Source organism: Streptomyces solicavernae, assembly GCF_029968095.1.
Classification (GTDB): domain Bacteria; phylum Actinomycetota; class Actinomycetes; order Streptomycetales; family Streptomycetaceae; genus Streptomyces; species Streptomyces solicavernae.
The window spans coordinates 1-23,600 of record NZ_JASCIR010000001.1 but is presented as its reverse complement, the minus strand read 5'-3'; the positions used below and the strand labels follow the sequence as shown (position 1 = coordinate 23,600).

Below are 23,600 nucleotides of genomic sequence, written 5' to 3'. Positions count from 1 at the left end.
GCGGCACACGGGTGCCGGGGGCTGCCTGGGGCTGTGCCCGGGACCTCCGGGGACAGCCTGGAGCTGTCGGGGACTGCCCGGGGCTGCCTGGGGCTGCCTGGGGCTGCCTGGGGCTGCCTGGGGCTGCCTGGGGCTATCCGGTTGCTAGGCCTTGGCCTTGGCCACGGTCTCGGTTTCGTTCTCGGTTTCGTTCTCGGTTTCGGTTTCGGCTTCGGTTTCGGCTTCGGTCCTGGTTTCGGTTTTTGTCTCGGTCTCGCTGTCGGCCCTCGGCACGAGCCCCAGCTCGGCGTCCTTCGCGAACTCCAGCTCGCGCCGGAGCAACCGGAACCACATGAACAGCACGAACCCCGCGAAGATGAACCATTCCCCGGTATAGCCGAGGTTCTGGAACGCCTTCAGATCGAGCCCGCTGCCCTCCGGCGCGCTCGGCGGTACAGCGGTCATCCCGTCCACGTCTCCGTCGACGGTGACCCAGGCGTCGTACACCTCGTACGGCACCAGGTTCACCAGCGACGCGGCGCTGATCATGCCCAACTGGCCCTTGGGCAGGCCGCCCTCCTTGTGCACCCCGTCGGTGCCGGAGTTCTCCGAGGCCTGGAGCGCCCCGGTCACCGTGACCTCGCCGGACGGCAGCTCGGGCGCCTTGGCCTTGCTCGCCGAACCGGGCATCCACCCGCGCACCACGGGCAGTGCCTTGCCCCCGTCCGTACGCAGCAGCCCCAGAACGTAGTACCCCTGCCTGCCGTCCAACTGCCGCTCCGGAACGATCAGTTGACGGTCCCAGTGGCCGGTGGCCGTGGCCCGCTTGCCGGAGGTCACCTTGTCGACGGGCAACAGCTCGGCCAGCGGTCGCGCCGGACCCTTGCCCACCTGGTCTTGGCGCTTCTCGGCCGCCTGATGGCTCTCCACCCGGTCCTCGAACCGCCCGAGCTGCCAGGACCCCATGAACACGCAGAAGGGGATGGCCAGCACCAGGAAGAGGTTGATCCCCCACCATCGCGGAGTCAGCAGAAACCGATACACGCCTACCACCGTACGGTGCGCCCCTTCGCCCCCGGCCTCAGGGTGCCGCGTAACCGCCCCCGACCGAACACCCCACATCCTCCCTCCCACCTACACCCTCCCGCCTACACACTCCGACTCGGCCTGTCAGCGGACTCGGCCCTGGCCCCTGCCCCCGCCGCAGCCTCGGCCCGGGGCTGGCCTGGCCCCGGATCACCCCGACCTAGCCCATCCCCGGCCCAGCCTCGGCCGCGCAGGATCACCGGGCCCGACCCCGGGGCCTCACGCTCTGTACGGGCTCGCCTCCAAGTGCCGTGCCGCGAAGTCCAGCTCAAGTCGGACCTGTTTGATCCGCTCCTCCACGACCAGCGAACCGTGCCCCGCGTCGTACCGGTACACCTCATGCACCGCGTCCCTCGCCGCCAGCCGGTCCACATAGTTCTCGACCTGGCGGATCGGGCACCGTGGATCGTTCACGCCCGCCGAGATGTAGAGGGGTGCCCGCACCCGGTCCACGTACGTCAGCGGCGAGGAGGCCTCGTAGCGCTCCGGGACCTCCTCCGGTGTGCCGCCGAGCAGCGTGCGGTCCATCGACTTCAGGGCCTCCATCTCGTCGTTGTACGCCGTGACGTAGTCCGCGACGGGCACCGCCGAGAGGCCGAGCGACCAGGACTCGGGCTGGGTGCCGAGCCCGAGGAGCGTGAGGTAGCCGCCCCACGACCCTCCGGAGAGCACCAGCTTCGCCGGGTCGGCGAGGCCGGAGGAGACGGCCCACTCCCGGACGACCCCGATGTCCTCCAACTCGATGAGCCCGACGCGGTGCTTGAGCGCGTCCGTCCACTCTCTGCCGTATCCCGTGGAGCCGCGGTAGTTGACCCGCACCACCGCGTACCCGTGGTCCACCCAGGCCGCCGGGCCCGCCGCGAAGGCGTCGCTGTCGTGCCAGGTCGGACCGCCGTGGATCTCGAAGACCGTCGGGAACGGGCCCGCACCGGAGGGCCGCTGCACCAGCGCGTGCACCCGGCCGCCGGGCCCCTCCACCCACACGTCCTCCACCGGCACCGAACCCGGGGCCTTCATGCCGGGCGGATCGAGGACGACCGCGCCCGTCGTCGACCGCACCTGCGGCTGCTCCGCAGCGGAGGACCACAGGTACTCCACCGTGCCGTCGGGCCGCGCTGTCGCCCCCGACACCGTGCCCTTCGGCGTGGGCACCTCGATCAGCTCGCGTGCCGCCAGGTCGAACCGGAACAGTTCGCTGCGGGCCTCGAAGCTGTGCACGACGAGCAGCGCCGAGCCGTCCGGATACCACTCCGCGCCGACGTCTCCCGGCAGCTCCAGGGCCAGGTCGAGCTCCGCGCCCGTGGCGACGTCCCAGACCATCGGCTCCCACCGCCCGCGCCGCTGATGCCCGACGAGCAGCCGGGTGTCCCCCTCGACCGGGGCGAAGCCGAGCACCTCCAGGCCCAGCTCCTCCGCGCCGCCCTTGGAGTCGTCCAGCTCGGCGACCGTGCTGCCGTCGAGCCGGATCACACGCAGCGCGGCGTGCATCGCGTCGCCGTGCTCGGTGTGCTCCACGGCGATCAGCGTGCCGTCGTACGACAGGTCGCCCACGCCCGCCGACTCACGGTGGCGGTAGATCTCCACGGGCTCCTCGCCCGCGCGCACGAAATGGATCGTCGAGCCGTCCTCGTCCGTGGAACGCCCCACGACCGCGGTTCTGCCGTCCCGGCCGATGGCGAGCCCCGCCGGATACGAGGGGTCGAGGCCCGGTGTGGCCGGCTCGTCCGCTCCGTCGGCATCAGCCACGCCGGCATCCGTGGCCCCGCCTTCCGCCCGCCGGTCCGCGCCGACCGCGAAGGGCTGCCGCATCCACACCCCGAACTCGTCCCCGTCCGTGTCCGAGAACCACCAGATCCACTGGCCGTCCGGGCTCAGGGCGCCGTCCGTCGTGCCGTTCGGCCGGTCCGTCACCTGGCGTTGCTCGCCGGTTGCGCGGTCCCGGGCGTACAGCTCGAAGGTCCCCGTCGCGTTCGACACGAACAGCGAGCGGTCCGGTGCGTCCTCCGCCCACTCGGGCAGCGACACACGTGGCGCCCTGAAGCGCTTCTCCCAGTCCGGCCAGTTCGGCATCTCCGCAGTCATGGCCCCATACTGCCTGGCCCGACCGACATTCCGTCGTCGAGGCCCTCAGCCTGTGGATAACTTCGGACTGCCGCCTGTGGATAACTTCCGGGGTTGTCGGCGCGAGGGTGCAGACTCACGGCATGACTTCACACACGACCTCATACGCGACTTCCCACGCGACCTCACACACGACTTGCCACGCGACCTCACACACGACTTGCCACGCGACCTCACACACGACTTGCCACGCGACTTCATGCACGAGTGCCCTCCGGACGTCATGCACGAGTGCCCTCCCCGAGTTCACGCACCACCTCACGCCCGACAGCCCCGGCGCGCCGGCGACGGCGAACGGCCAGGGGCCCGACCCGGCGTGCGGGTCAGGCCCCTGACGTGATCATTCGCGACGACTGTGGTTCGGTCCGGCGGCAGCCCCGCTCTCTCAGCGGTTGCCCTGGCGCCGGGCCTGCGACTTCTGCTGCATCCCCCGCGTCTTCGCCGAGACCGACTGGATCTCGGGCCGCGTGCCCTTCTCCCGTGCCTGCTGCGCGGAGAGCTTCGAGTGCTGGGGGTCCTTCGGATGATCCTGACCGTGGACGTTCTTGCGCATGGTCCACTCTCCTCCTCACCTCGGAGCGCCATACGTAATCCACTGTCCCCCCGACCGCCCCTGTCGGCATCTCGACCTTGCCCGAAGCCGCGTAAGGCCACTCTGACCTGCACGTATGCTTCCTGTACGTCGTCGTCTGTGCGGCCGGAGTCGCCGCCGTCCCCTGGGAGCGCGTGCTCGACGCCCTGCCGCAGCGGGGCGGCATCGAAGGACCTGGCGCGGGCCTCGCTTGAGTACGCCTTCCTGTCCGGCCGGAGCCTGTGGCGCGGTAACCCGACGCGCAGACGCGCGAGGGCCACCGCTTCACCACGGCCTGCGTCGGCTCCGTCCCTGGCCTGCTTCCGCCCGCTCCCACCAGCCGGAACCTGCTCGCGGCCAGCGCGAAGGCCGAGGTCCAGTGGCGCGACAACGGCCGGATCTCGTGCGGCAGTCCCTGCACTGAGTCCGCTGCTCTGAAGTCCCCTGCTCTGAGTCCCCGCACCGACGCCCCGTACCGACGCCCCGTACCGACTCCCTACTTCTACATTCGTGTCGTAGCCCACATGGCCGTGGGATGTACGGGAGTTGGCGCCGCTGGCTATGGTGCCGGGGATGTCTCGCGCCGAATCCATCCCCCAATTCCAGCAAGACGCAGAATCACTGCTCTTGGTTGCCTCCGGGAGGCCCCATGAGTGAGACGCTGCGCACACCCCACCGGACCGCGGCCCCGCTGCCGTCGGCCCGGACGGCCCAGGAGAGCGAGACTTCCCGAAGAACCACCGCTACTGCTGCCCCGAAGCGGGGCCAACAACGGGACGCGTTCTTCGACAATGCGAAGTACATGGCGATCGTCCTGGTCGCGATGGGCCACGCCTGGGAGCCCTTGCGCGAGGACAGCCGAGCCGCGGCCGCGCTCTACATCGCCGTTTACACGTTCCACATGCCGGCGTTCATCATCATCTCCGGCTACTTCTCGCGCAGTTTTGACGCGAGCCCGAACCGCCTGAAACGTCTGGTCACGGGCGTCGCCGTGCCGTACGTGATCTTCGAGTTCGCGTACTCGCTGTTCAAGCGCTGGGCGAACGACGACCCGACCCACCCGATCAGCCTGCTCGACCCCTGGTACCTGGTGTGGTTCCTCGCGGCGCTCTTCATCTGGCGCCTGACCACACCCCTGTGGAAGCTGATCCGCCGGCCGATCCCAGTGGCGTTGGCGATCGCGGTCCTGGCGTCGGTCTCGCCGGACATCGGCAACGACCTGGACCTCCAACGGGTCCTGCAGTTCCTGCCGTTCTTCGTCCTCGGCCTCTGCCTGAAGCCCGAGCACTTCCGCCTGGTCCGCCGCCGCGAGGCCCGCATCCTGGCCGTTCCGGTCTTCGCCTGCGCCCTGCTCTTCGCCTACTGGGCGGTCCCGCGCATGAACGCCGCCTGGTTCTACCGTCGCGACAGCGCGCAGGAACTGGGCGTGCCCGGCTGGGTCGGCCTGCCGATGACCCTCGGCATGTTCGCCTGCTCGCTGATCCTGGTGGCGTGCTTCTTCGCGTGGGTCCCTGGCCGCCACTTGTGGGTCACGGCCCTCGGCGCGGGCACCCTCTACGGCTACCTCCTCCACGGCTTTCTCGCCAAGGGCTCCCGCTTCTGGGACTGGTACGAGGTGGACTGGGTCCACACACCCCTCGGCGCAATCGCCCTCACCCTCTTCGCCGGCGCCCTCATCACAGCCCTGTGCACGCCACCGGTCCAACGCATGTTCCGCTGGGCCATGGAACCGAAGATGGACTGGGCATTCCGCAGAGACTCGGCAGCCCTGGACAGCAGGACCAGCAGGTAAGTGGCCTATGGGTACGGGCCAATCGACGCCCCACACCCGTCCGGAGCGGTGCGCTTCCGCTTCACCGCTCCGGACGTGACCTGCTCTCCCTGATCCCAAGGCGGACGAGTCACTGGCGCCTCTGCTGGAGTGGGCCACCTCCCACCTGGACACTCCTCTGACCCTCGACCGGCTCGCCGAACGCACCGGGCTGTCCAGCCGGACCCTCGCCCGACGTTTCACCGAACAGCTCGGCACCAGCCCGGGGCAGTGGCTGCTCGGCCGGCGCCTCGATGCGGCCCGGATCCTGCTGGAGCAGACCGACTTGCCGGTCGAGGCCGTCGCCACGCGGGTCGGCCTCACTTCGGCACTCAACCTGCGCCGCCGATTCCGGGACCATCTCGGCACCACACCCGGCGCCTACCGACAGACCTTCAGCGAAACCCGGGCGGCTGACCTTCGGCCGGGCCGGGTGGACTCCCAGCGGTGATCCGACCGAGGACTACGGGCTGCGACAGCGGCGTACCGTGGGCGCTGATGCGCAAGGAGGGGGCATGCAGATCGGCGAGCTGTCCGAGATCACAGGTGCGAGTCGCCGCTCAATCCGCTACTACGAGCAGCAGGGGCTCTTGGACGCGGCACGGACCAGCAAGGGGTGGCGGGAGTACGACGAGCGGGCGGTGCACCGGGTTCTGAATGTCCGGGAGTTGCTCGGCGCGGGCCTCACAGCGGAAGACATCCGGGTGGTGGCGCCCTGTCTGGACATGAAGACCGAGGAGTTCCTGGCGTGTGACAGCGGCCCGGACGAGGTGCTCGCCATGTACGAGCAGCGGCTTTCCGTTGTCGAGGCCAAGGCGGCGGAGTTGCAGCGGCACCGGGCCGAACTCGTGGAACGCATTGCCCGCCTGCGCGCTGACGCGGCCGATACGGAGGGCTTCGCGGAGCTGCTGCGCTCCGGCCCTTGACCCTGACACCGGTGTCACTACCTAGCGTGCGACGGACGCATCGCGTTCCACGGAGGTAGTAGACCGATGAGAAAAGCTGCCCTGCCGGGCTGGCTGTACATCCTGTTCCTGACGCTGCTGGCCACGGCCACCGACGAGTTCGTCATCGCGGGTGTGCTGCCCGCTCTCGCGGACGACCTGGAGGTGAGCGTATCCGCCGCCGGGCAGTTGGTGACGGTGTTCGCCGTTGTCTATGCGGTCGGCGCACCCACACTGTCCGTGATCTGCGAACGCTTCGCGAAGCGGACGGTGCTGCTCGTCGGGCTCCTGCTGTTCGTCATGGCGAACGTGGCAGCCGCCCTCGCGCCCGGATATTGGTTCCTGATGGGCGTCCGCGCGGCGGCTGCGCTGTGTGCGGCGGTGGTGGCCTCCGCGGCCTTCGCCACGGCGGCGGCCGGGGCACCCGAGGGCGCGCAGGGCCGGTACCTGGGTGTGGTGACGGCCGGGATGACCGCAGCGTTGTTCAGCGGAGTGCCGCTGGGCTCGTGGCTGAGCGGGGCCTTCGGCTGGCGTGTGACGTTCTGGCTGATTGCGGCGGTCGCGGCGGTCGCGGCACTGGGTCTGCTGGCCACGGCTCCGGCCGTGCCCGGCGGCGCCCCGGCACCCCTGCGGGAGCGCCTTGCGCCGCTTCGGGAGCGTGCCGTGCTGCGTCTGGTGACGGTGACGTTCCTCGCCGCGAGTGGTGGGCTGATGTTCTACACCTACCTCGGTCCGTATACGGCCGAGGTCGCGGGAGGTTCGTACGGCCTGCTGTCGTTCGTGCTGTTCCTGGTAGGCGCTGCCGGGCTCGTGGGGGCACTGCTGTCGGGACGGGCGGTGGATTCCTGGGGCCCGCAGCGAAGCCTGCGCCGTGTCCTCGCCGGGCATGCGATCGCACTCGCCCTGGCTGCGGGCCTCGTTTCCAGCGGCATCGGCAACCGGTACCTGCTGACCGCCGTCATCGCCTGCTGGGCCGCCTTCGCCTGGGCCCTCACCCCACCGGTACAGGGCAGCGTCCTGGCCGCCGTCGGCCCGGTCTCCGGAATGACCGCTCTGTCCCTGAACATATCCGGCCTCTACCTGGGTACGGGCGTCGCCGCCGCCGTCGGCGGCGCGGCAGTCGGCACGCTCGGCGTTGCATACGTTCCGGTGGCCGCCGCCGTATTGATGACGCTCGCCTTCCTCTTGTCGCCCGCCGCTCCCCGCGCACAGCGTGCGGCGACGCAGACTCCCGACTCGACCTCGGTGACTGCGTGAGGACGTCCTTTCAGGCAGTGGCAGCGCCAGGATCCGTGATGTCTGGTGAGCACGCTGACGACCGCCGATATACAGCGGTTTGTGCTTGCGGCGCAGGCCATTGCGCCAACGGCTGTCGGCAGGACCCACTGCGCGAGGCGAAGCCGCTGCTCTTGGGCCGTCACCCGCTCCATCGCTCTCGCCCTCTACGGAGTCGTCGCCACCTTCCAGAGCGACGCGAACTTCGGACGGATCCTCGCCGCCTACGGCGGGACCTTCGTAGCAGGTTCTATCGCCTGGGGCATGGTCGCCGACGGCTACCGCCCGGACCGCTTCGACGTCATCGGACCTGATCTGCCTGGCGGGCATGGCTGTGATCATGTACGTGCCGCGCAGCCCGTAGCCGAACAACGGGGAGCCTTCGGGTCCTTGGGACCGGGCCGGCAGGGAGCCGGATCCCGAAGTCGGCTTCCTAATGGCTCCCAAATCGGCCCCCCAACGCAAATCAGGCCCGGTACTGATCTCTCAGTACCGGGCCTGACCTGGTGTTTCTCTGTCGGGGTGGCGGGATTTGAACCCACGACCTCTTCGTCCCGAATGAGGGACGAGCATGATCGTTAACAGGCTGGATCGGAATCTTGCCTGGTCAGAGGCTTGGAGTGGGGTGGGCTGGCGTGGCCTCGATGGGCCTATGGGAGAAGATCATCTCCCAGATTTCTCCCAGGCAGGTGAACCGGCTCTCCTGGAACCGCCGCGTACGGGGGTTGCCTCCGCATATTTGCTGTGTGTGCGGCCCGACCCGAATGAGTGATTGTCTGTTCGAGGCAGGGCGTGTGAGCTGGGGCCATGCATCGCTGGTCCCCCTTGAACGATCGGCATGATTGGTCCGCTTCTCCACCTGCTGGGGAGAGCCAACTCCGTAAAGCCGGATGAGCTGAAGCCGTACCTTACGGGGTGGAGCCCCCACGGCTCCGAACCGCAGCCGCGCTGGGGGAACTTCTGCTGTGACCGCGGCCCCGCTCCGATGCTCTTCAGGCTGGGGTCAGCTTGAAGTCGAGGATGTGAGAGAAGACGAAGCCGAGGATGGAAGCGCTGTGAGTGTCGCTAGTTCAAGTTGTTAATGACGGTCGTCACGGCCATCTGTACGCGACTGACGAACCCAGCGACGAGGTGAGTGCAGATACCGCTCCCTGAGCGGCCTACGGGACGCTGGCAGTGGTTGTCGGCTGACGGTGCCGGGGTGAAGCAGCAGGTGAAGGGCCTCCTTGTCCGTGACAGCAGAACCGAGCTCAAGACAGTGTTCGGACGGTATGTTCAGCACGACGCAAGGCGTTCCGGTCCGTGCGGACGGGTACTTCAGCCCGGAGATTGGCCTTCCGGCGTCCCAGGCATGGAGCAGGTACTCGGTGATGACCTGAGTGGGCACGTAGTCGATTTCCTCGTACGTGGGGCGCACGTCTTGTGCGAGTTCGTACACGAACGCGTGCAGGAACTGGATCGGCCGTCTCAGGCTGCCCAGCTCGGGGTGGAAGATTGTCGGCACTGCTGGCAGATCAGTGAAGTCGACGACGTCGATCTCACGAGAGCAGGTGAAGGCGCCGACTGATGCGACTGCAGTGTGTCCTGGTCGGACCAAGGCTTCTTTTAGGGCTGTCTCCGCGGACAGAGCACCGTAGAACATGGGGATGCCCGCAGGGCTCATGCGGTTGGATTGCTTGCAGAGGCTCAAGGGGATGGTGCCAAGGCTGGCGGCGGAACCGACCCGCTCGGCTCGGTCGTGGATACGGGCGCGCCACAAGAACTCCGAAGTGCCGACGCGGCGTACCAAGCCGAGCTTGCTGATCAGTTCGCCGACCTCCTGGAGGATCTGCTCCGGCGGGATCTCGCCGGCTCCACGTAGGTCGTCGTCTCGTGAGCGTGGGCGTTGCCAAAAGACGTAGCGTGTCTTGTGCCGGATTGCGTAGCGAAAGTCTTGCCAACTGGCCATCAGGGCTTCGTCGCGGCGTGGTTCGATGAAGTTCCGTCTGGCCCAGAGACGGTCTTCCACGTGGCGCTGCACGGCCTCGACGAGTCCGTCCCCTGTCAGGACATCACCGAACTCATCGCTGATCAGGTCCCAAGTGTCCGTGATCTCGGACCATTGGTAGCCACCCTCGCGAGACTCGTAGGAGACGCCCTCGTCGTCGACGTCGTTGAATTCGTGGTGGAGCCCGCGAAGGAACGCCTCCAGGAAGGTGTCGAAGTCGGCGGCTTGGTCGCCTGCGCAGAAGGAGCAGACGCGGCCTGCCTCGGCGGCCTCGTCGAGCAGCGCCTCCAAGGCGTCGTCGCTCACGCATCGGCGGCACACGCTGTCCGCAAAATCATCAGGTGGTGTGGGGCCATTGCCAGCATCGGTCACGTTTTCATTCTGTGTGATGCTGCGGGTGTGGTGGCATCAGAGGGGCGGGCACAGAAGTCATGAGTACAGGTAGTTACGTGGCTCTGGGGGTCGCTGTGGTCGGTGTTCTCGGCACCTTGCTGTCGGCGCTGCTGACCCAGCGGGCCTCGGATCGCTCCAGGCGTTATGAACTGGAGCAGGCTGAACGGCAACGTCTGGAGGATTTGGCTGCCCAACGGCACGAGACGGTGAAGGAGCAGCGGCGCGCGGCATACGTGATGCTCAACAAGGCAGCGCGGCAGTACCAGACGGCGCTCACTGATCACCTCCACGTCCTTTTGCGGGGCGAAGACCGACAAGATGCCCGTGCACAACTCGACGAGGCGCGATCGGTGCATCGGGATTGTTACGCCGAGGCGCAGCTGATCGTGCCGGACCCCGTGCTCGACCTGGCAGGCAGGGTCAACAAATCGCTCAACGCCACGTACGGCATGATCAAGCGGCTCGACAACGGAACTCCGCGTCCTGGCGACTCCCTCGACGCAGTCCAGGCGAGCGCTGATGCGTCGTGGGATCTGTTGCGGCAGGTACGGCACCGGATGAGGAGTGATCTGGGAGTCGTCGATGCCGAATGACCGAGGCCGTATTGTCTGGTCTCACCTTTCTTGGGCCGTCGTCAGCGGGTGCAATCTCGTCAGTAGCTCCCGCGTTCAAGCCCCGTTGTGCCGCCGCTCCAGTTCAGCTCGTCCTGCCGCGGTGAGTCGATAGGACCAGGGGTGTGCCTCCTCGATGAATCGGTCGCCGCGCGGGCCGAGCCGACGCACTGCGGAGCGTCCGAGTTCGTACTTGGGCAGCCCGTGACTCCCTGCTCGGTCGACCTCGAGCAGGGCGTCATAGAGCCAATCGGGCAGGGTTCGTTGAGGCTCGGGTGTTGGGGTAGGTGCGACGCTGCGGGCGCTTGCCCGCCCCAGTGGGGTGAGCCTCAGTTGGATCTGGACCGCGGCTCCGGACGGAGTCTCGATGGGTTGCTGACGGGTCTCGACGAGTCCGCGCCGAGCGAGCGCTCCGAGAGTCGCCCCCGTGCCGGAGTCCCTCAGCCCCGTCGCGTCCAGTCTTTCCTGGGCAGGAGTTGGCGCGGCGCGGGGGTGTCGGGTGTCGTATGGGATCCAGCGCCAGATTTCTGCGGGATCCCGTTTGAGACCTAGTCGCCAGCGCCGACGTTGCTCTCGCTGGGCTTCTTGGTCAAGGTCGTAGAAGACGCTCAGGTAGTGGCGTTGACGCTCGTTGAGCTCTTGCCACCGCTGAAGTCCCGGGCCGGAGGCTCCCTTTCCCGTAGGGGCCTCCGGCAGTCCATCGGCGCCAGCCACGACTAGCCGTCGGTCTGGTCGATCGGAGCGAGCAGGTACGGCGGGAGGATCTGTTCGCCCACACCTTGGGCGAGGTGAAGCACGGCGGGCAGGGCCAGAGGATCAGCGAAGTGCGCTGCTGCGTAACGCTGTTGGTGTGGGATCGCGGCCCATGAGCGTGGGTCGTCGCTTTCGTCGTGGCAGTTGACGAGGATCTCCAGTAGTTGGGGGTTCCAGACGTCCTGGAGGACGTCGTGCCTCATGCCGTACTTCTTTCGTCCCTGCTCGTCCTTGCCCATGCTGCCCCAGTGCTTCTCGATGCGAGAGCCTTGAGGCGATCCGCTGCCGGCGGTGGCGGGCTTCCTGGCCGTACTGAAGAAGTGGCACGGGCGCAGCGGGTCCTGCCAGAGGCTGGAGCCGACGCCGACATCGCCGGCATCGGTCCCTTCCTTGAAGGCGAAGTGCTGGCTGGTTTCATCACGCAGATTGGTCCGGAGGCGGACGTGCCGCAGCCCCTTGCGAGCGTCTGGCTGGATGGGGGTCTCGGGATCGAAGGCAAGGACATCGGGCGTGAGGTGTGCGTTGCTGAGCCCTGGGCAGCAGGAGCGGATGTTCTGGGCCAATGTCAGCAGTACTACGTCGCTGCCGTCGCACACCTCCTCGACGACCTCCCCGAAGAACTGCTGGGCGTGCGAGTGATCGAAGCGGCGCTCCGTCTCGTAGTCGGTGAGCGTGAGCAGCCCTTCGCGGTAGGGCAGCCAGGTGTTCGTGTGCGGCATCCGCAGCCGGACGAAGGGTTCGTCGGGCAGCTGCGCGACGGCGAGCGGCAGCGTTGCTCTCTGGTCGCCGTTGCGGCGCACGACCCACAGGCCCACGGTTGTCACTTCGTTCAGCGGGTTGTCCTTCGTCCCGAGGTGGTCGGGACGAGACAGCATTCCGCTCTGTCGAGTCAAAAGGTCCATGGCGGACTTACGAGCGCGCTCGCGACGCGTCGTTGTACTTTCCTCCCCAGAGCCCTCCCCGGTCTCCTTCGGCGGGGTGATGTTCTGGACGAGAACACCGACGGAGCCAGCGGCTCCTTTCACTGTCTGCTTCGGGTCGTGCTCGGCACTGGCGAACGCGCCGGCGTTGGCCATTTCGACAAGCGCGAAGCGCGGCACGTCCCAGAGCTCCGGCGCCCGCAGCTTCTGGATCACCTTGGTGCGCCGCGACTCAGACGCGTCAGCGAGACGGTCCTTGCGGTTGTTGATCGAGCTGTTGACGGGTAGGGGGGCGGCCAGATCACCCACTGGGTAACTGCGCAGCACGATCTCAATGTCCTCCCCTCGGAGAACGGTCTCCCTCAATCGGGGAGGGGAGTCGTCCTCGATGGCGGTGGGCAGGCAAAGACCGAGCATTTCGTGGAGGGCGCCGACGAGTTCATCGCGGATGACCGTGGTGTCCCAGGCCACGTCCACTGCGATACGCCGTGCCGTTGCTCGGGCGAGGGCGGCCTGGTCGACCTTCAGCAGGTCCGAGGCAGAGGGACGGGGGCGTACCGGAACGTAGAGGCGTTCGAGCGGTTGCTCCGGTTCGGCGAAGTCCTTCACAGCTTCCTGGAGTTGGTGAAAGATCTGCCAGCGGTCGCGCGCTGAGATGCCCTTGCCGACGGAGTGGTTGGCGTACTCACCCAGGCCGTCCCGGAAGGGAACGCCTGCCTGTGGCGTGCCCTTATCGGGCTCCAGGAAGGCACGGGGGTCGGCTGCGAGGGCGGGAGCGGACGGTAGCGCATCGTGGGAGGTGACCCGGGCAAGGGTTTCGGCGAGCACGTCGTCCCAGACCATCTTCCCTCCCTTCTTTCCCTTCGGCCCCGGGCGCCACTTCATCCGGGCCTTTCCGAACGGGCAGGTGTCGTCACACCAGGGCGATGCAGCAAAGAGGTAGGCGGTGATGCCGCGCTTTCCGTCCCAGACGTTCCCCCGGGCCCAGCGACGTGTGCCGAGCGTGACGTGGATCAGAGGAGCGCTGTCGTGCCCGTGGTTCTGCGCGGTGAGACGCATGGTGTACGACCACGGATAGACCGTTCCGTTGCTGCTCACGTACTGGTGCGGCGGCCAGGAGAGGAGTTCGGCTCCTTCGTCACTGGCGCAACGACGCCAGCGGGAGATGCCGTAGACGGTGATGTCCTTGCCTGGCACTTCTTCCTTCTCCTGTGCCTTTTCGTTCCACACCCACTTTTTGCCGGCGTGCTGTAGCTCCCAGCCTGTGGAGACCAGGTGGTTGGCGATGACGTGGGGAAGGAGTCGGTATCCCTCCGGGCAGAGCGGCTCGCCTGCCGTGATGTGCAACTGGCGGATTTCGCTGCGCAGGTGGTCCGTCCTGAAGCACTTGAGGATGGAGGCGAGCCGCTGCATGTCAACGGGATCAGGGCGATTACGTCGACGCGCCTTGTCGTTCCTGGACTGGGCCGCGACGATCAAACCGGAGCGAACAAGTTCGAGGAGGACTTCCTCGTCGGGTTCAGGCGTCCCCTCCTGTGTGTTCCAGGCCAGCCACACGGTATCGGCGCGGCCCGAGCTGTTGGTGACGAGCAACTGCGGCAGGAGCGCCGCGATGGCGGTGCTCACCGCCCAGAGCGGCAGGCCGTAGGGCTCATCCGTGTCTTCGCCGTCTTGATTCTTGCGGCGGAAGACTTGCTTGAGCGCTTGGGCCCACGTTCGCGGGAATTCGTACGCCCTGTAGGTACATAGAGGTGTTGTGCCGGTGGCCCTCATGGCGAGGGACAGGCGCTGAAGGCGGTCATACGTCGCCACGGAACTTCTCCAAGAGGGTGTGCAGGCCGTACTTGAGGGGTTCGTAGAGGGGGATCGCGATGTCGGATTGCCGGCCGGACATGGCTTCATCCATCGCCCGGTACATACCGAGGAGCGTGCTGTCGTCATTGGTGGGAGCGAAGGCGCCGTCGCAGAAGTAGATGCGTGCGGTTGCTGCTCCGCGCAGCAGCCGGCCGACGATCTGGTTCAGCGGAGCGATGTTCGTCCAGTCCATGGCCCGGCGTTCGGCTGAGTCGGTTTCGGTGTACGCGTACCGCAGCGGATCTTCGAGCAGGTCCGTCCAGCGGCGGTGGGCGATTCGGGAGAACATTCCGGCTCGTTCACCGAGAGACGCGTCGGGCAGTCCCGCCGTCGGGAGGCCGGCGAGGATCTGCTCGACGGCCCAGCGGTTCATGTTTTCGATGTGGTAGCTGAGGTCTTCGGGGTGTAGGTGCGGTCGCACGAGGTACAGGGCGGCACCGAGCGCGGCCACGTGGTCGTCGTTGAGGATGTTGTGCCCGCGTTCGATGGCCAGCATCGGGGTGATCAGGATCCAGACGTCCTCGTGTTGAGCCAAGGTCGAGACGCGGCTGCGGGCTAGCGAACCCGATGCCCAGTGATGAGTGCCGCGTTCGTCGTCGGGCACCATATGAAGGATCTGATCGGCCCACTCGGGACGCAGCTCGACGAGCTTGCGATGTGCCAGCTTCGCCTCCTGGTAGTTGCCCACCAGCAGCAACAGACGTCTACGGCCCGGTTCGAGGTCGCCCCGAATGCGCTCCAAGGTGCTGGGCCGTGCCCCGCGCAGGCCCGGCTGGGCAGTGCAGAGGTCAGCGAGCACGTCAGACAACGCTTCGGACCTTCGGTCGCCGTACAGGCCGGAGACGATGCGGTCGTGAGTCTTGCCATCGGGTCCCACGACCCTGGACGGCAGGTACTCGCAGACGATGCGCTGGTCGATCGGAACCTTGTCGGCAGCTCGTGACGAGAGGATTCCTGTCACGGGAACCTGCACGTCATAGCGTGGCGAGTTTCCCGCCCAGCTCGTGGCCGACAGCAACAGGACACCGGGGCCAGGCTGTTGCTTCGGCTCCGAACCTGCGTACAGGTGCGGGAGATTGAGGAGAAGCCACCTTCCGATCCCAGAGCACCGGAAGAAGCTCAGGGCACCAAGGCGGTCGGCCGGCCCGTTGTCGTCCTCGCGGTACTGAAAGCCCAGGAGATTGCCCATGGGGCTCTCGGGTACGAGCGGCAGGTATTCGGTCGGGGGTCGGTGAACGAGGCTGGAGGACATGGACTCCGCGCCGATCTCGCTTTCGACTTCCCAGCAATACCTGGTCAGACGCGCAAGGTTCTGCGCCAGCAGGGCGACGGTGATGGTGACTTGAAGCCGAACGGCCATGCGTCGACGGACTTCGGTGTCTTGGGCGATGACGTCCGGCTCGTCGTCCAGCCAGTGCATGAGATCTCGGTTGATCCTGGTGGGATCGTCGTATCCGCGAGCTGCGACGTCTCGCAGGAAGGCCACCTGCGTCTTGTCGCCCTTGTATCGGCCAGCGGGGTCTTGCAGCCACTCTCGGAACACTTCGCGCCAGCGGCTATAGACGTCCTCGTCCCGCCTCCAACGAGATGCTTCGTCCTGCGACGCAGCCTCGCCGTTGTTGCTGTGTGGACGCCTCGCGATCTCGCCGGCCAGGCGGATGGCGAGCTGCCACTCGTTGAAGTAGCCCTCGCGTAGCCATTCCCGTACGTGGCGGTATTCGGCCAGGAGGTTGCGTAGCCGAGCCACCAGCATCCCAGCGGAGTTGATGTCGATCGACCACCCACGAACCGTGGCACTCGTCGTCAGGTGCTTGCCGTGCGTGGACCGGTTGTGTTGTTCGAACAGCGGTCGGACCTCGTCCAGCCATGCGTCCTTGCTCGGTCCGGCAAGGGTCTGCGAAGGGCTGAAGATCTGGTCGAGTTGGATCTGTACCCGGTCCGCTTCGTCGAAGGCGAAAGCATCGCTGCGTCCCCAGGCCAGTTCGAGGTAGCGCTGTGACTTGTCCGTCAACTGGGGAGGCACGCGACAGTGAAGAAGGCTCTGCGCGGTCGCGACCCAGATGGGAGCCTTGACCAGAGCCCGTGCCGCCTCGTGCCGACCACAGGAGAAGAACAGCGGGCAGCCGCTCTTGGCCGGCTCCTTGGGCTGACCCGAGTCGGGCTTCTCCTTCGGCTGTGCCACGAGCTCCAGTTGCCCGTGGCACGGCGCCGCCCCCAGCGGCAGCGGGGAGGAGAGGTCGGCGAGCAGCCCTTGTGCCGGGCAAGCCGTCGATACCCAGCGCAACCGGTCGTCTTGCAGCAGCTGAAGCCCACGTGTTCGAACGTCCGGCGGCCGGTGCAACTGGCGAAGGTGCTGGCCCCGGGTGGACGCTCCCAGGATTGGCGCTGCCGAGTCCGCGACGTAGCGGTTCAGGTCCTCGACCATGTTCAGTACCGCGATGACGTCGCCGAGTACCAGCGTCAACGTGTGGCGCCGCCTTGCGGCCCACACCGCGAACACGGTCAACAGAGTCGTCTTGCCGACCGCAGGCATGCCGACCAGATGGACCATGTCTTCGATCGTCAGCCGCCGCGCTGGCCGTAGTCTTCCCGACTTGCGCAGGCGCAGTTGAAGGTCGCAGACGCGGCCGTGCCAGTTGTTGCTCCGCCCCTGGGACGCGTCCGAGCTGTCCATGGAGGCCGCGGTCTTCATCAGCGCAGACCAGGTGAGCGTGATCCCGCGGCGTTTGCGGCCCTCGCCGTGCCCACGTTGGACTTCAGGGATCAGCCATCGGGGAATCTGCAGTCGGTGTTCCTCCCCGTTGACGGTGAACCGGTAGACGACATCCGGTTCTGCGAGGTCGATCGACTGGAGCTGGTGCTTCGGTGGCCCGGAGAGGGCCTTGGCGTAAGCATCGACTCGGTCTCGCGCGTGGGTGAGTTCACGGCGCACTGCAGGCCGCGCTGAATCCTTGATCGTGTACAGGCGCAAGTGCTCGGGGAACGCCTCGTACTGTTCCAGGGCCTCATGCCAGTCCTGGTCCTTCTTGAGCTCGCCGATGAGCCAGCGGACCGAACTGTTGGTCCGGAATCCCAGAGCACTGTGAGGACGGAAGTCGTACCCCTTGAGCAGCGCCCAACCATCCCGTGCGGCGGTCTCGGGAGCCCACATCGACAAGGCGTAAAGCCCGAACTCCACCGCGATGGCTCGGCGCAGCGACTCCAAGCTGATCCCGGCCTGACGTGCCGGCTTCTTCAGCTGCTTGATCAGTGAGCGCCGCCAATCGACGCGACTACGGGCCACAGGTCACCTCACCTGGGGGTGCAACGTTTGGACACTGGCTGATCAGTTGCGCATCTGTGATGGCGTGGACATGCGGTTGTGCCCTGAGCGCCGTGCTCCTTTTGCGAAGGGTCTTCAGGTACTCCGGGTGACCGCGCGTGCGATCGTTGGGGATGGCTACGAAGCCGTCGCTGTACGCATATGGGTGCCCCTTGGGCCACCTCGGGAACTGCTTGATCTTCTTGGCGAGGAGCGAGGAGAAGCGCCAGTCCTTGAGGTCCACGCCGATCGCGTAGCCGTCAGGCCATGTGGCCAACAGATCCAATGCATCGAGCCCCGGATAGAGCACGACGCGGGCGCCCCTGCGGGCCAATGCCCTCGCCAGCCCGAGCTCGGGCTGTCCCGGTAGGGCCACGAAGCGCACCAGGTCCGAACGCAGCCTGAACATCCCGTCCGAAGGCTTGAAGACCGGGTCGCGCAAGTCCTGGCGTACGTCGCACCGCCAGCTCGGGCAACTCCACCGCCGCGTGGTGACATTCGGCGTCATCGATTGGTGACAGCCGCGGCAGATGGCGTTCTGCCCGTCCACTGTTGCCTCTACGGGGATCGGCTCGTACGAGTCGTCCAGCCACAGGGGCCAGGGGGCTACGTCCAGGTGGGCGTTCTTCCACTGAAGGAGTTCCGTCGCTGATAGCACTGAGTGCTCCGTGAGGATCAGCCGCCACTGCGCGTACAACTCCGGTCTCCCCAGGGCCCGAGCGACGTCCTTCACGTGCTCGACAAGTGCGCTCTCATGGATCTCGGCCATCACATCGGATGCAGCGCAGACCCACTCACGGCAGAACTCGCTGGGCTCGCCCCCCACCAGGAGCCGTTCGTCACCGACCTCGGCGTCCTCGTCCAAGCGCAACGGCCACTGCCGTACTGACCTTTCGGCGCTCCAGTCCCACACCAGGTCGGCAACGCCGGTCGGCGGCTTCAGCCCTTCTCGGGAACACGCCACGGCCAGACGATCCAGTCCCAACTGGAGTCGCCCGTCGTACGGACGGCGCCGATCGACGTCACCACGCCAATGGACCATCCCGACGAGGCCGGAAGCCACGAGGCTGAGAATCAGCTCGGAATCGCGCTCAGGACTGCCTCGCTTGACGAACTCGGGGAGCGTGTCCGTGATCATGCGGACAAGCTAGGGCCGCTTGCCCAGCCGAGAGTTGCAGTACCGATTCGTCAAGGATTCCTTCACCTAATCGAAGGAAGGTGAGGTAACTCCACGGAGGGCTCATTTACCCGGGATTTGTTGAATGTGGAAATTATGAACGGGCGTTTTGGTCCGCCGCCATTCTTGCAATTGGTTCTGCAGCCGGGCGTTCGAAGCCACGGGCGACGATCGCCCGCTGCGCAGGGTCGCGCCTACAGATCTACTGGCCCAGTGCTTCTTCTCAAGAGGTGAGGCGGGTGGGGGCGACGACGTGTCCTGGTGGCAGTGGCAGTGGCAGTGGCTGTCCGGATCCGGAACCCTTGAGCCCTGCCTCTTCCACCGGGACAGCGTCAAGGGCCCGCGTGAACTTCTCTCCTGTTTCGGCCTTGCGCTGACGCATGAGCTTCTTCAGCTTGTGTCTTTTGGGCATGCGCCACTCCTTCTGAACGGTCGGACTCGCGAAGCTAGGCAGGCGTGTTGGCTGGTCATGGCAGATCCTGGCCCCCAGCGCTGCGTGCAGCGTTGCCTCCGGTCCTGGCAGGAACCGGTGCTCGTGTACCGCAAGGCGCAGCCGAGGCCCGCACCTAGTACGCACTCTGAGGTCGGGCGCGGGCCCCGGGAAGACACGGAGACCTCGACCCCTGCCAGGGGTGTGGTCCTCCGATGGACCAGGGCCCGAACAGCGCGACGAGGCCCGGCAACCGCTACAGGATGCCGGGCCTCTGCGTATTCGTCAGTCGACGAGGTAGCTCGCTTCGATGCAGGCGACGGTGGAGTCGCACGGCTAACCCACCGGAATCAGCGTGTACCGACGGAGGACTTATGCGATGCGATGGGGACGCCGCGGTTGCCAGGTCCCGCTCCGTGTGCGAGGCCCAGACGATGCATCGTCGCGGCTCTGCGGTCGCTGGTGCGTGCTCGGATGGTAGTGCCGCGGGCGCCGGTTCCTGTGGTGAGAGGCACCGGCTGGCCTCCGCCTCCCGGACTTTGGGCCGTCGAGCGCAGGGACCTCCACGACCACCCACGCGAGAAAAAGAGCTACTCGTTTTGCGCTAGGGTTGCGGTACTCGCCCTTGATGCCGGGCATTGCGGTACAGAAAGGACATCTCTATCTTGAGCGCCAAGAGCAGCGCCCCAGAGGAGGTCGTGCGCCAACGGGTGCAGGCCGACCTCAAGAAGTTGGGTTGGAAGGACACCCAGCTGAAGAAGGAGTGGCGCGTGCCGGCCACCCCGCATGAGCTGACGAAGCGCGAACGCGGGCAGTCGTTTGAAGCCTGCGGTCGAGCCGACCTGGCTGCCTTCGCAGACGACTCCGGCGAATCGCACGCACTTCAGGTGCTGTTCGAGTTCAAGGCACCCTCGATCTCCGAGGGCAAGGAACAGCTCATGCGCTATCTGGCATCGGAGCCAGTTGTCCGCATGGGGTACTGGACCAACGGCAATGAGAGCCTGGCGGTCTATAAGTCGCACACCAATGACTGGCTTGAGGTCAAGAACGCGCATCTCCCGCACCCGGGCGATGACCTGACCGCTCCGCCGGCCACGCCGCCCACGTGGAAGGACTTGGTGGTCCCCACCGAGGCCCAGCTGTCGGCTGCCTTGCGCCGCCTCGTGGCCACTGTGGTTGTAGGTGACTCGCGCTCGACCCGCCGTGAGGATCAGCTGCGGGAGCTGCTGCACGTTGTCCTGGTTAAGGTTGAGTCCGACGCCTGGTCGTCGAGCTCGGCGAATCAGCACCAGCCGGTGCCTTTCAGGATCTATGGCGACAAGGCGTCGATGATCCATGTGACAGCGGATCAGATTCGGCAGCAGTTCAAGAGCTATTTCGCACGGCAGAAGAACCGAGTCTTCAACCCGGACGATCGCGATGAGATCCTCCTCAGGGAGGAAACCATCTTTGCCGTGGTTGACATACTGTCTCCGTGGCGAATCCTGGGTGATCAGGTCGACCTGCTGTCAAAGGCTTTCCAAATCTTCCGGACTAACGCGCTAAAGTCAGGAGAGGGCCAGTTCCTCACGCCGCAGCGTGTAATTCGCCCATGTGTCTCCATCATGGAGATTACCTCTCGCGATAAGGTGATCGATCCGGCATGCGGCACCGGCGGATTTATCGTCGAAGCTCTGCGGCAGGTTCAAGAGCGAGAGTTCCCCGGCGACGACGAAACGTGGCGATTGGTCAAGTTCGCCAACGATAACCTGTATGGCGTGGATCTGGACCAGCTCAGCGTCAAGTTGGCACGGGCCATGATGATCGCCATGCGCGACGGCTCCACGCACGTTCTCTTGGGCGACGCAGTTCGCCAGCACACGTGGCCGGCCAAGTTCCCTCGCTTGAAAGAAGAGCTGGGGGGAAATGGCGATGATCTCGTAGCGGAGTCATTCACTGTTGTCCTAACCAATCCGCCCTTTGGTGAGGACCTGAAGGTAAGGGCATCAGATGCCCGAGCTGCCGGATACACGATTTCCCGGGCGGCGGCGAGCGGCCGCAAGGAGTATGTCGACCTGGAAATCGGTCTGATGTATTTGGAGCTGGCTCATCGCCTCCTGCAGGTGGGTGGCCGAGTTGGAATCGTCCTGCCGGAGACCTATTTCTTCTCCTACAAGTACCGATGGCTGCCCTCCTGGATGGAGGGAAGGTTCGAGCTCCGCGGCATGTTCAACATCGCGATGGAAGCCTTCGAAGAGTTCTGTCGGGCCAAGACCAACTTCTATGTGTTCGAGAAGATTGGCAATGGCCCGGAAGGAATGGTGCAGGAGGAACTGACAGAGGGAGTGGAAGTCTGATGCCCGCGATCAACGCGCCGTCCTGGTTCTCCGAGGAAACGGTCACAGTCTCAACAGCACCGACATGCGGGCTCACTAAGGGCGGGCGGCTCTTGCCGCTCCTCAACCCCAGGACTGGGGCGCGCGTCATGACGACCGACCCTGATACAGGTCAGTCGGTGACCGCCATCAACGACATCCTCCTCAGTGACGCACTCGCTCTCCAGCGCGGAGAGCGAACCAGTACCATGCGTGACATTCCGGCTTCAAAAGTACTGCCGCGAACTCGCGTTCCAGTTTATTATGACCGTCGTTATCACGAGCATTTCATCTCTGAGATGCAAACGGAACGCTTCCAGGGGTTCCGTAGTGCGACTCTTGCCGAACTGGCAGAGAGTGGAGTCATCAGCATTCGTGGCGGCCATGGGTCCCCCTCGTCTGGCCAGCGAATCGGAAATGTGCCCTATATCAAAGTTTCCGATCTGCGGGCTGGATTCGTGAACATCAACCCCACGAACCGAGTGCCACGGTCGATCGCCGAAGCGTTCTGGAAGGGACCCAGCTCCCAGCTCCAAGCTTTCGACATTCTTTGTCCGGAGCGCACCAGCAAGAACATCGGTGACTTCTGTGTCTTGATGCCTGGTCAGGAGCAGTTGCTCCTGACCAAGGAGATCATCGTGATTCGCCCAGGTGCACGAGCAGATTTTGACTCCTTCTATCTGCTCTGGGCAATGACGTTGAAGATTGTGCGCGAGCAGTGGAAGCGCGTCATCTTCATGCAGACTAACCGTGAGGACGTCGGGGATCGCTTCCGAGAGATCGAAATCCCGGTGCCCAACGATCCAGAGACGGCGGCTTCGGTGTCGCAGCAGTTCCGTAGCTACTATCAGACAGTGGCGAAGGCCCGGACAAACCTAGGGCAGTATCTAGCTGATTCCGGTGATCACCACTTCTTCGTGTCGGACTCTGAGGGTGATATCGAAACGCAAGAGGAAGAAGAATCAGCCTAGAAGAAAATTGAGTCGCCCGACAAAATTGTCGGGCGACTCAATTTTAGTAGCGGGGACAGGATTTGAACCTGCGACCTCTGGGTTATGAGCCCAGCGAGCTACCGAGCTGCTCCACCCCGCGCCGTTGAGCGCAACACTACAGCACCTCATCCGTGCACTGAGCCGACCACGGCAGCGAACGTTCGCACATGCTGCGCGTCAGTGAACCGGAGCGAGCGTTACCTTCTTGCCGATGCGAGGGTTGCTTGGCTCGGGCAGTCGTATGCCGTCCACCTCCCGACCAGAGCGGCGTACATGCGTGGCAACCACGGGTGGTACCGATGGAGGCGAGGAGTTCCGCAGCCTGCGCAGGGAAGTTGAGGCCGATGTCAACCGGGTCGGTCACGTGTAAGACCCTGTTGCCAAAGGAGTTCGCGGTCGCGCCAAGCGGCGACCTACGCGCGAAGTTCCTAGTGGACTGCCTCTTCGGGCACAGTGGTGAAGCCGATCTCGGGCTGCTGGTAGGCCATCTTGATGACCCGCTTGCGTTTGCTCGTTGGCAGCCCGATGAAGAGGGCCAGACCGCGGGGAGCGGCGACCTCATCGGCGAAGATGTGGCTGGCGTGCGGCCGGATACCCGGCGGATAACCTCGCCGACCAGTCAGCTCCAGGTGCGGCTGTGGCAACCGCGTGCCGTACCTGCGGTCCAAAAGGCCACTGATCGGCAAGCGCGTCTGCCGTCAGCTGCCGGGCCGCACCTGGAATCAGCGGCGATTGGTCCAGCGTGTCCAGGCTCGCCTGGACAGCCGCGTCTAGGCCAGCCTCGACGGAGGCAGCTGGCCGAAGTCTGTCCGTGGACGTGCACGGCTGTCCGCCCCGCGCAAGTGAGACCACACACGTGGAAGGGCCCCACCACGAACGGTGGGGCCCTTCGACATCGTGCCCGGTAAGGCACTGGCGGAGGATACGAGATTCGAACTCATGAGGGGTTGCCCCCCAACACGCCCTCCAAGTCTTCGTCCGAGGGTTCTGGGGTGCGCGGGAGCGTTCTGACCTGCAGTGCAGATGGTCCGGGCGGAGCTTC

14 protein-coding genes, 1 tRNA gene and 2 pseudogenes are annotated in these 23,600 nt (G+C 65.8%); 8 read left to right on the top strand and 9 right to left on the bottom strand.

Going from position 1 to position 23,600, the window contains the following annotated elements; all coding sequences use genetic code 11:
• Window positions 1–144: 144 nt before the first annotated feature.
• The 3 genes from QIS99_RS00085 to QIS99_RS00075 form a co-directional block, all read right to left on the bottom strand.
• Window positions 145–1,023 carry an SURF1 family protein gene (locus QIS99_RS00085; protein WP_282509079.1) on the bottom strand — a complete coding sequence of 293 codons (879 nt, stop codon included), beginning with the start codon at window positions 1,021–1,023 and terminating at the stop codon, window positions 145–147.
• 261 nt (window positions 1,024–1,284) lie between these two features.
• The gene (locus QIS99_RS00080) at window positions 1,285–3,147 is read right to left on the bottom strand and encodes a S9 family peptidase (protein WP_282509077.1); all 1,863 of its coding nucleotides are present in this window, start codon (window positions 3,145–3,147) and stop codon (window positions 1,285–1,287) included.
• A gap of 424 nt (window positions 3,148–3,571) precedes the next feature.
• Window positions 3,572–3,739 (bottom strand): hypothetical protein, encoded by a 168-nt coding sequence (locus tag QIS99_RS00075; protein ID WP_282509076.1) that lies wholly within the window; start codon window positions 3,737–3,739, stop codon window positions 3,572–3,574.
• A 667-nt stretch (window positions 3,740–4,406) separates the two neighbouring features.
• On the opposite strand from QIS99_RS00075, the gene QIS99_RS00070 reads away from it, so the two are divergent.
• From QIS99_RS00070 to QIS99_RS00050, 5 genes and pseudogenes are all read left to right on the top strand, one after another.
• Window positions 4,407–5,549, top strand: coding sequence for an acyltransferase family protein (locus QIS99_RS00070; RefSeq protein WP_282509075.1), 1,143 nt, complete (start codon window positions 4,407–4,409; stop codon window positions 5,547–5,549).
• A 97-nt stretch (window positions 5,550–5,646) separates the two neighbouring features.
• Window positions 5,647–6,018 (top strand): annotated as a pseudogene (locus QIS99_RS00065) (helix-turn-helix domain-containing protein); the annotation flags it as partial.
• Between the two features lie 64 nt (window positions 6,019–6,082).
• Window positions 6,083–6,493, top strand: a complete 411-nt coding sequence (locus QIS99_RS00060; protein WP_282509073.1) for a MerR family transcriptional regulator — start codon at window positions 6,083–6,085, stop codon at window positions 6,491–6,493.
• Between the two features lie 66 nt (window positions 6,494–6,559).
• Entirely contained in the window at window positions 6,560–7,768 is a 1,209-nt protein-coding gene (locus QIS99_RS00055) for an MFS transporter (protein WP_282509070.1), read from the top strand.
• Window positions 7,769–7,936: 168 nt separating this feature from the next.
• Window positions 7,937–8,150: pseudogene (locus QIS99_RS00050) on the top strand (YnfA family protein); the annotation flags it as partial.
• A 714-nt stretch (window positions 8,151–8,864) separates the two neighbouring features.
• On the opposite strand, the gene QIS99_RS00045 reads toward QIS99_RS00050, so the two are convergent.
• Complete coding sequence (locus QIS99_RS00045) at window positions 8,865–10,145, bottom strand: HEPN-associated N-terminal domain-containing protein (RefSeq protein ID WP_282509068.1); 1,281 nt, start codon at window positions 10,143–10,145, stop codon at window positions 8,865–8,867.
• 77 nt (window positions 10,146–10,222) lie between these two features.
• Between QIS99_RS00045 and QIS99_RS00040 the strand changes: the two genes are divergently transcribed.
• Window positions 10,223–10,759: a hypothetical protein gene (locus QIS99_RS00040; protein ID WP_282509066.1), complete on the top strand. Its 537-nt coding sequence runs from the start codon at window positions 10,223–10,225 to the stop codon at window positions 10,757–10,759.
• A gap of 734 nt (window positions 10,760–11,493) precedes the next feature.
• Here the strand turns inward: QIS99_RS00040 and QIS99_RS00035 are convergent.
• From QIS99_RS00035 to QIS99_RS00025, 3 genes are read right to left on the bottom strand one after another with little or no spacing between them, the layout of a single operon-like run.
• Window positions 11,494–14,262 carry an RNaseH domain-containing protein gene (locus QIS99_RS00035; RefSeq protein ID WP_282509064.1) on the bottom strand — a complete coding sequence of 923 codons (2,769 nt, stop codon included), beginning with the start codon at window positions 14,260–14,262 and terminating at the stop codon, window positions 11,494–11,496.
• A complete protein-coding gene (locus tag QIS99_RS00030; RefSeq protein WP_282509062.1) occupies window positions 14,249–17,587 on the bottom strand; it encodes a pPIWI_RE_Z domain-containing protein in 3,339 nt (1,112 codons plus the stop codon). Before QIS99_RS00030 ends, QIS99_RS00035 begins: the two co-directional genes overlap by 14 nt.
• The gene (locus QIS99_RS00025) at window positions 17,577–18,743 is read right to left on the bottom strand and encodes a pPIWI_RE_Y domain-containing protein (RefSeq protein WP_282509060.1); all 1,167 of its coding nucleotides are present in this window, start codon (window positions 18,741–18,743) and stop codon (window positions 17,577–17,579) included. The genes QIS99_RS00030 and QIS99_RS00025 overlap by 11 nt, the downstream gene beginning before the upstream one ends.
• Before the next feature lie 1,134 nt (window positions 18,744–19,877).
• Here QIS99_RS00025 and QIS99_RS00020 point away from each other — a divergent pair.
• On the top strand, window positions 19,878–21,548 hold the full coding sequence (locus tag QIS99_RS00020) for a restriction endonuclease subunit M (protein ID WP_282509058.1): 1,671 nt from the start codon (window positions 19,878–19,880) through the stop codon (window positions 21,546–21,548).
• Window positions 21,548–22,537: a restriction endonuclease subunit S domain-containing protein gene (locus QIS99_RS00015; RefSeq protein ID WP_282509056.1), complete on the top strand. Its 990-nt coding sequence runs from the start codon at window positions 21,548–21,550 to the stop codon at window positions 22,535–22,537. Before QIS99_RS00020 ends, QIS99_RS00015 begins: the two co-directional genes overlap by 1 nt.
• A 47-nt stretch (window positions 22,538–22,584) precedes the next feature.
• Here the strand turns inward: QIS99_RS00015 and QIS99_RS00010 are convergent.
• Both QIS99_RS00010 and QIS99_RS00005 read right to left on the bottom strand, forming a co-directional pair.
• Window positions 22,585–22,658: transfer RNA gene (locus QIS99_RS00010), tRNA-Met, on the bottom strand.
• 328 nt (window positions 22,659–22,986) lie between these two features.
• Window positions 22,987–23,226, bottom strand: coding sequence for a hypothetical protein (locus QIS99_RS00005; protein WP_282509055.1), 240 nt, complete (start codon window positions 23,224–23,226; stop codon window positions 22,987–22,989).
• Window positions 23,227–23,600 lie beyond the last annotated feature (374 nt).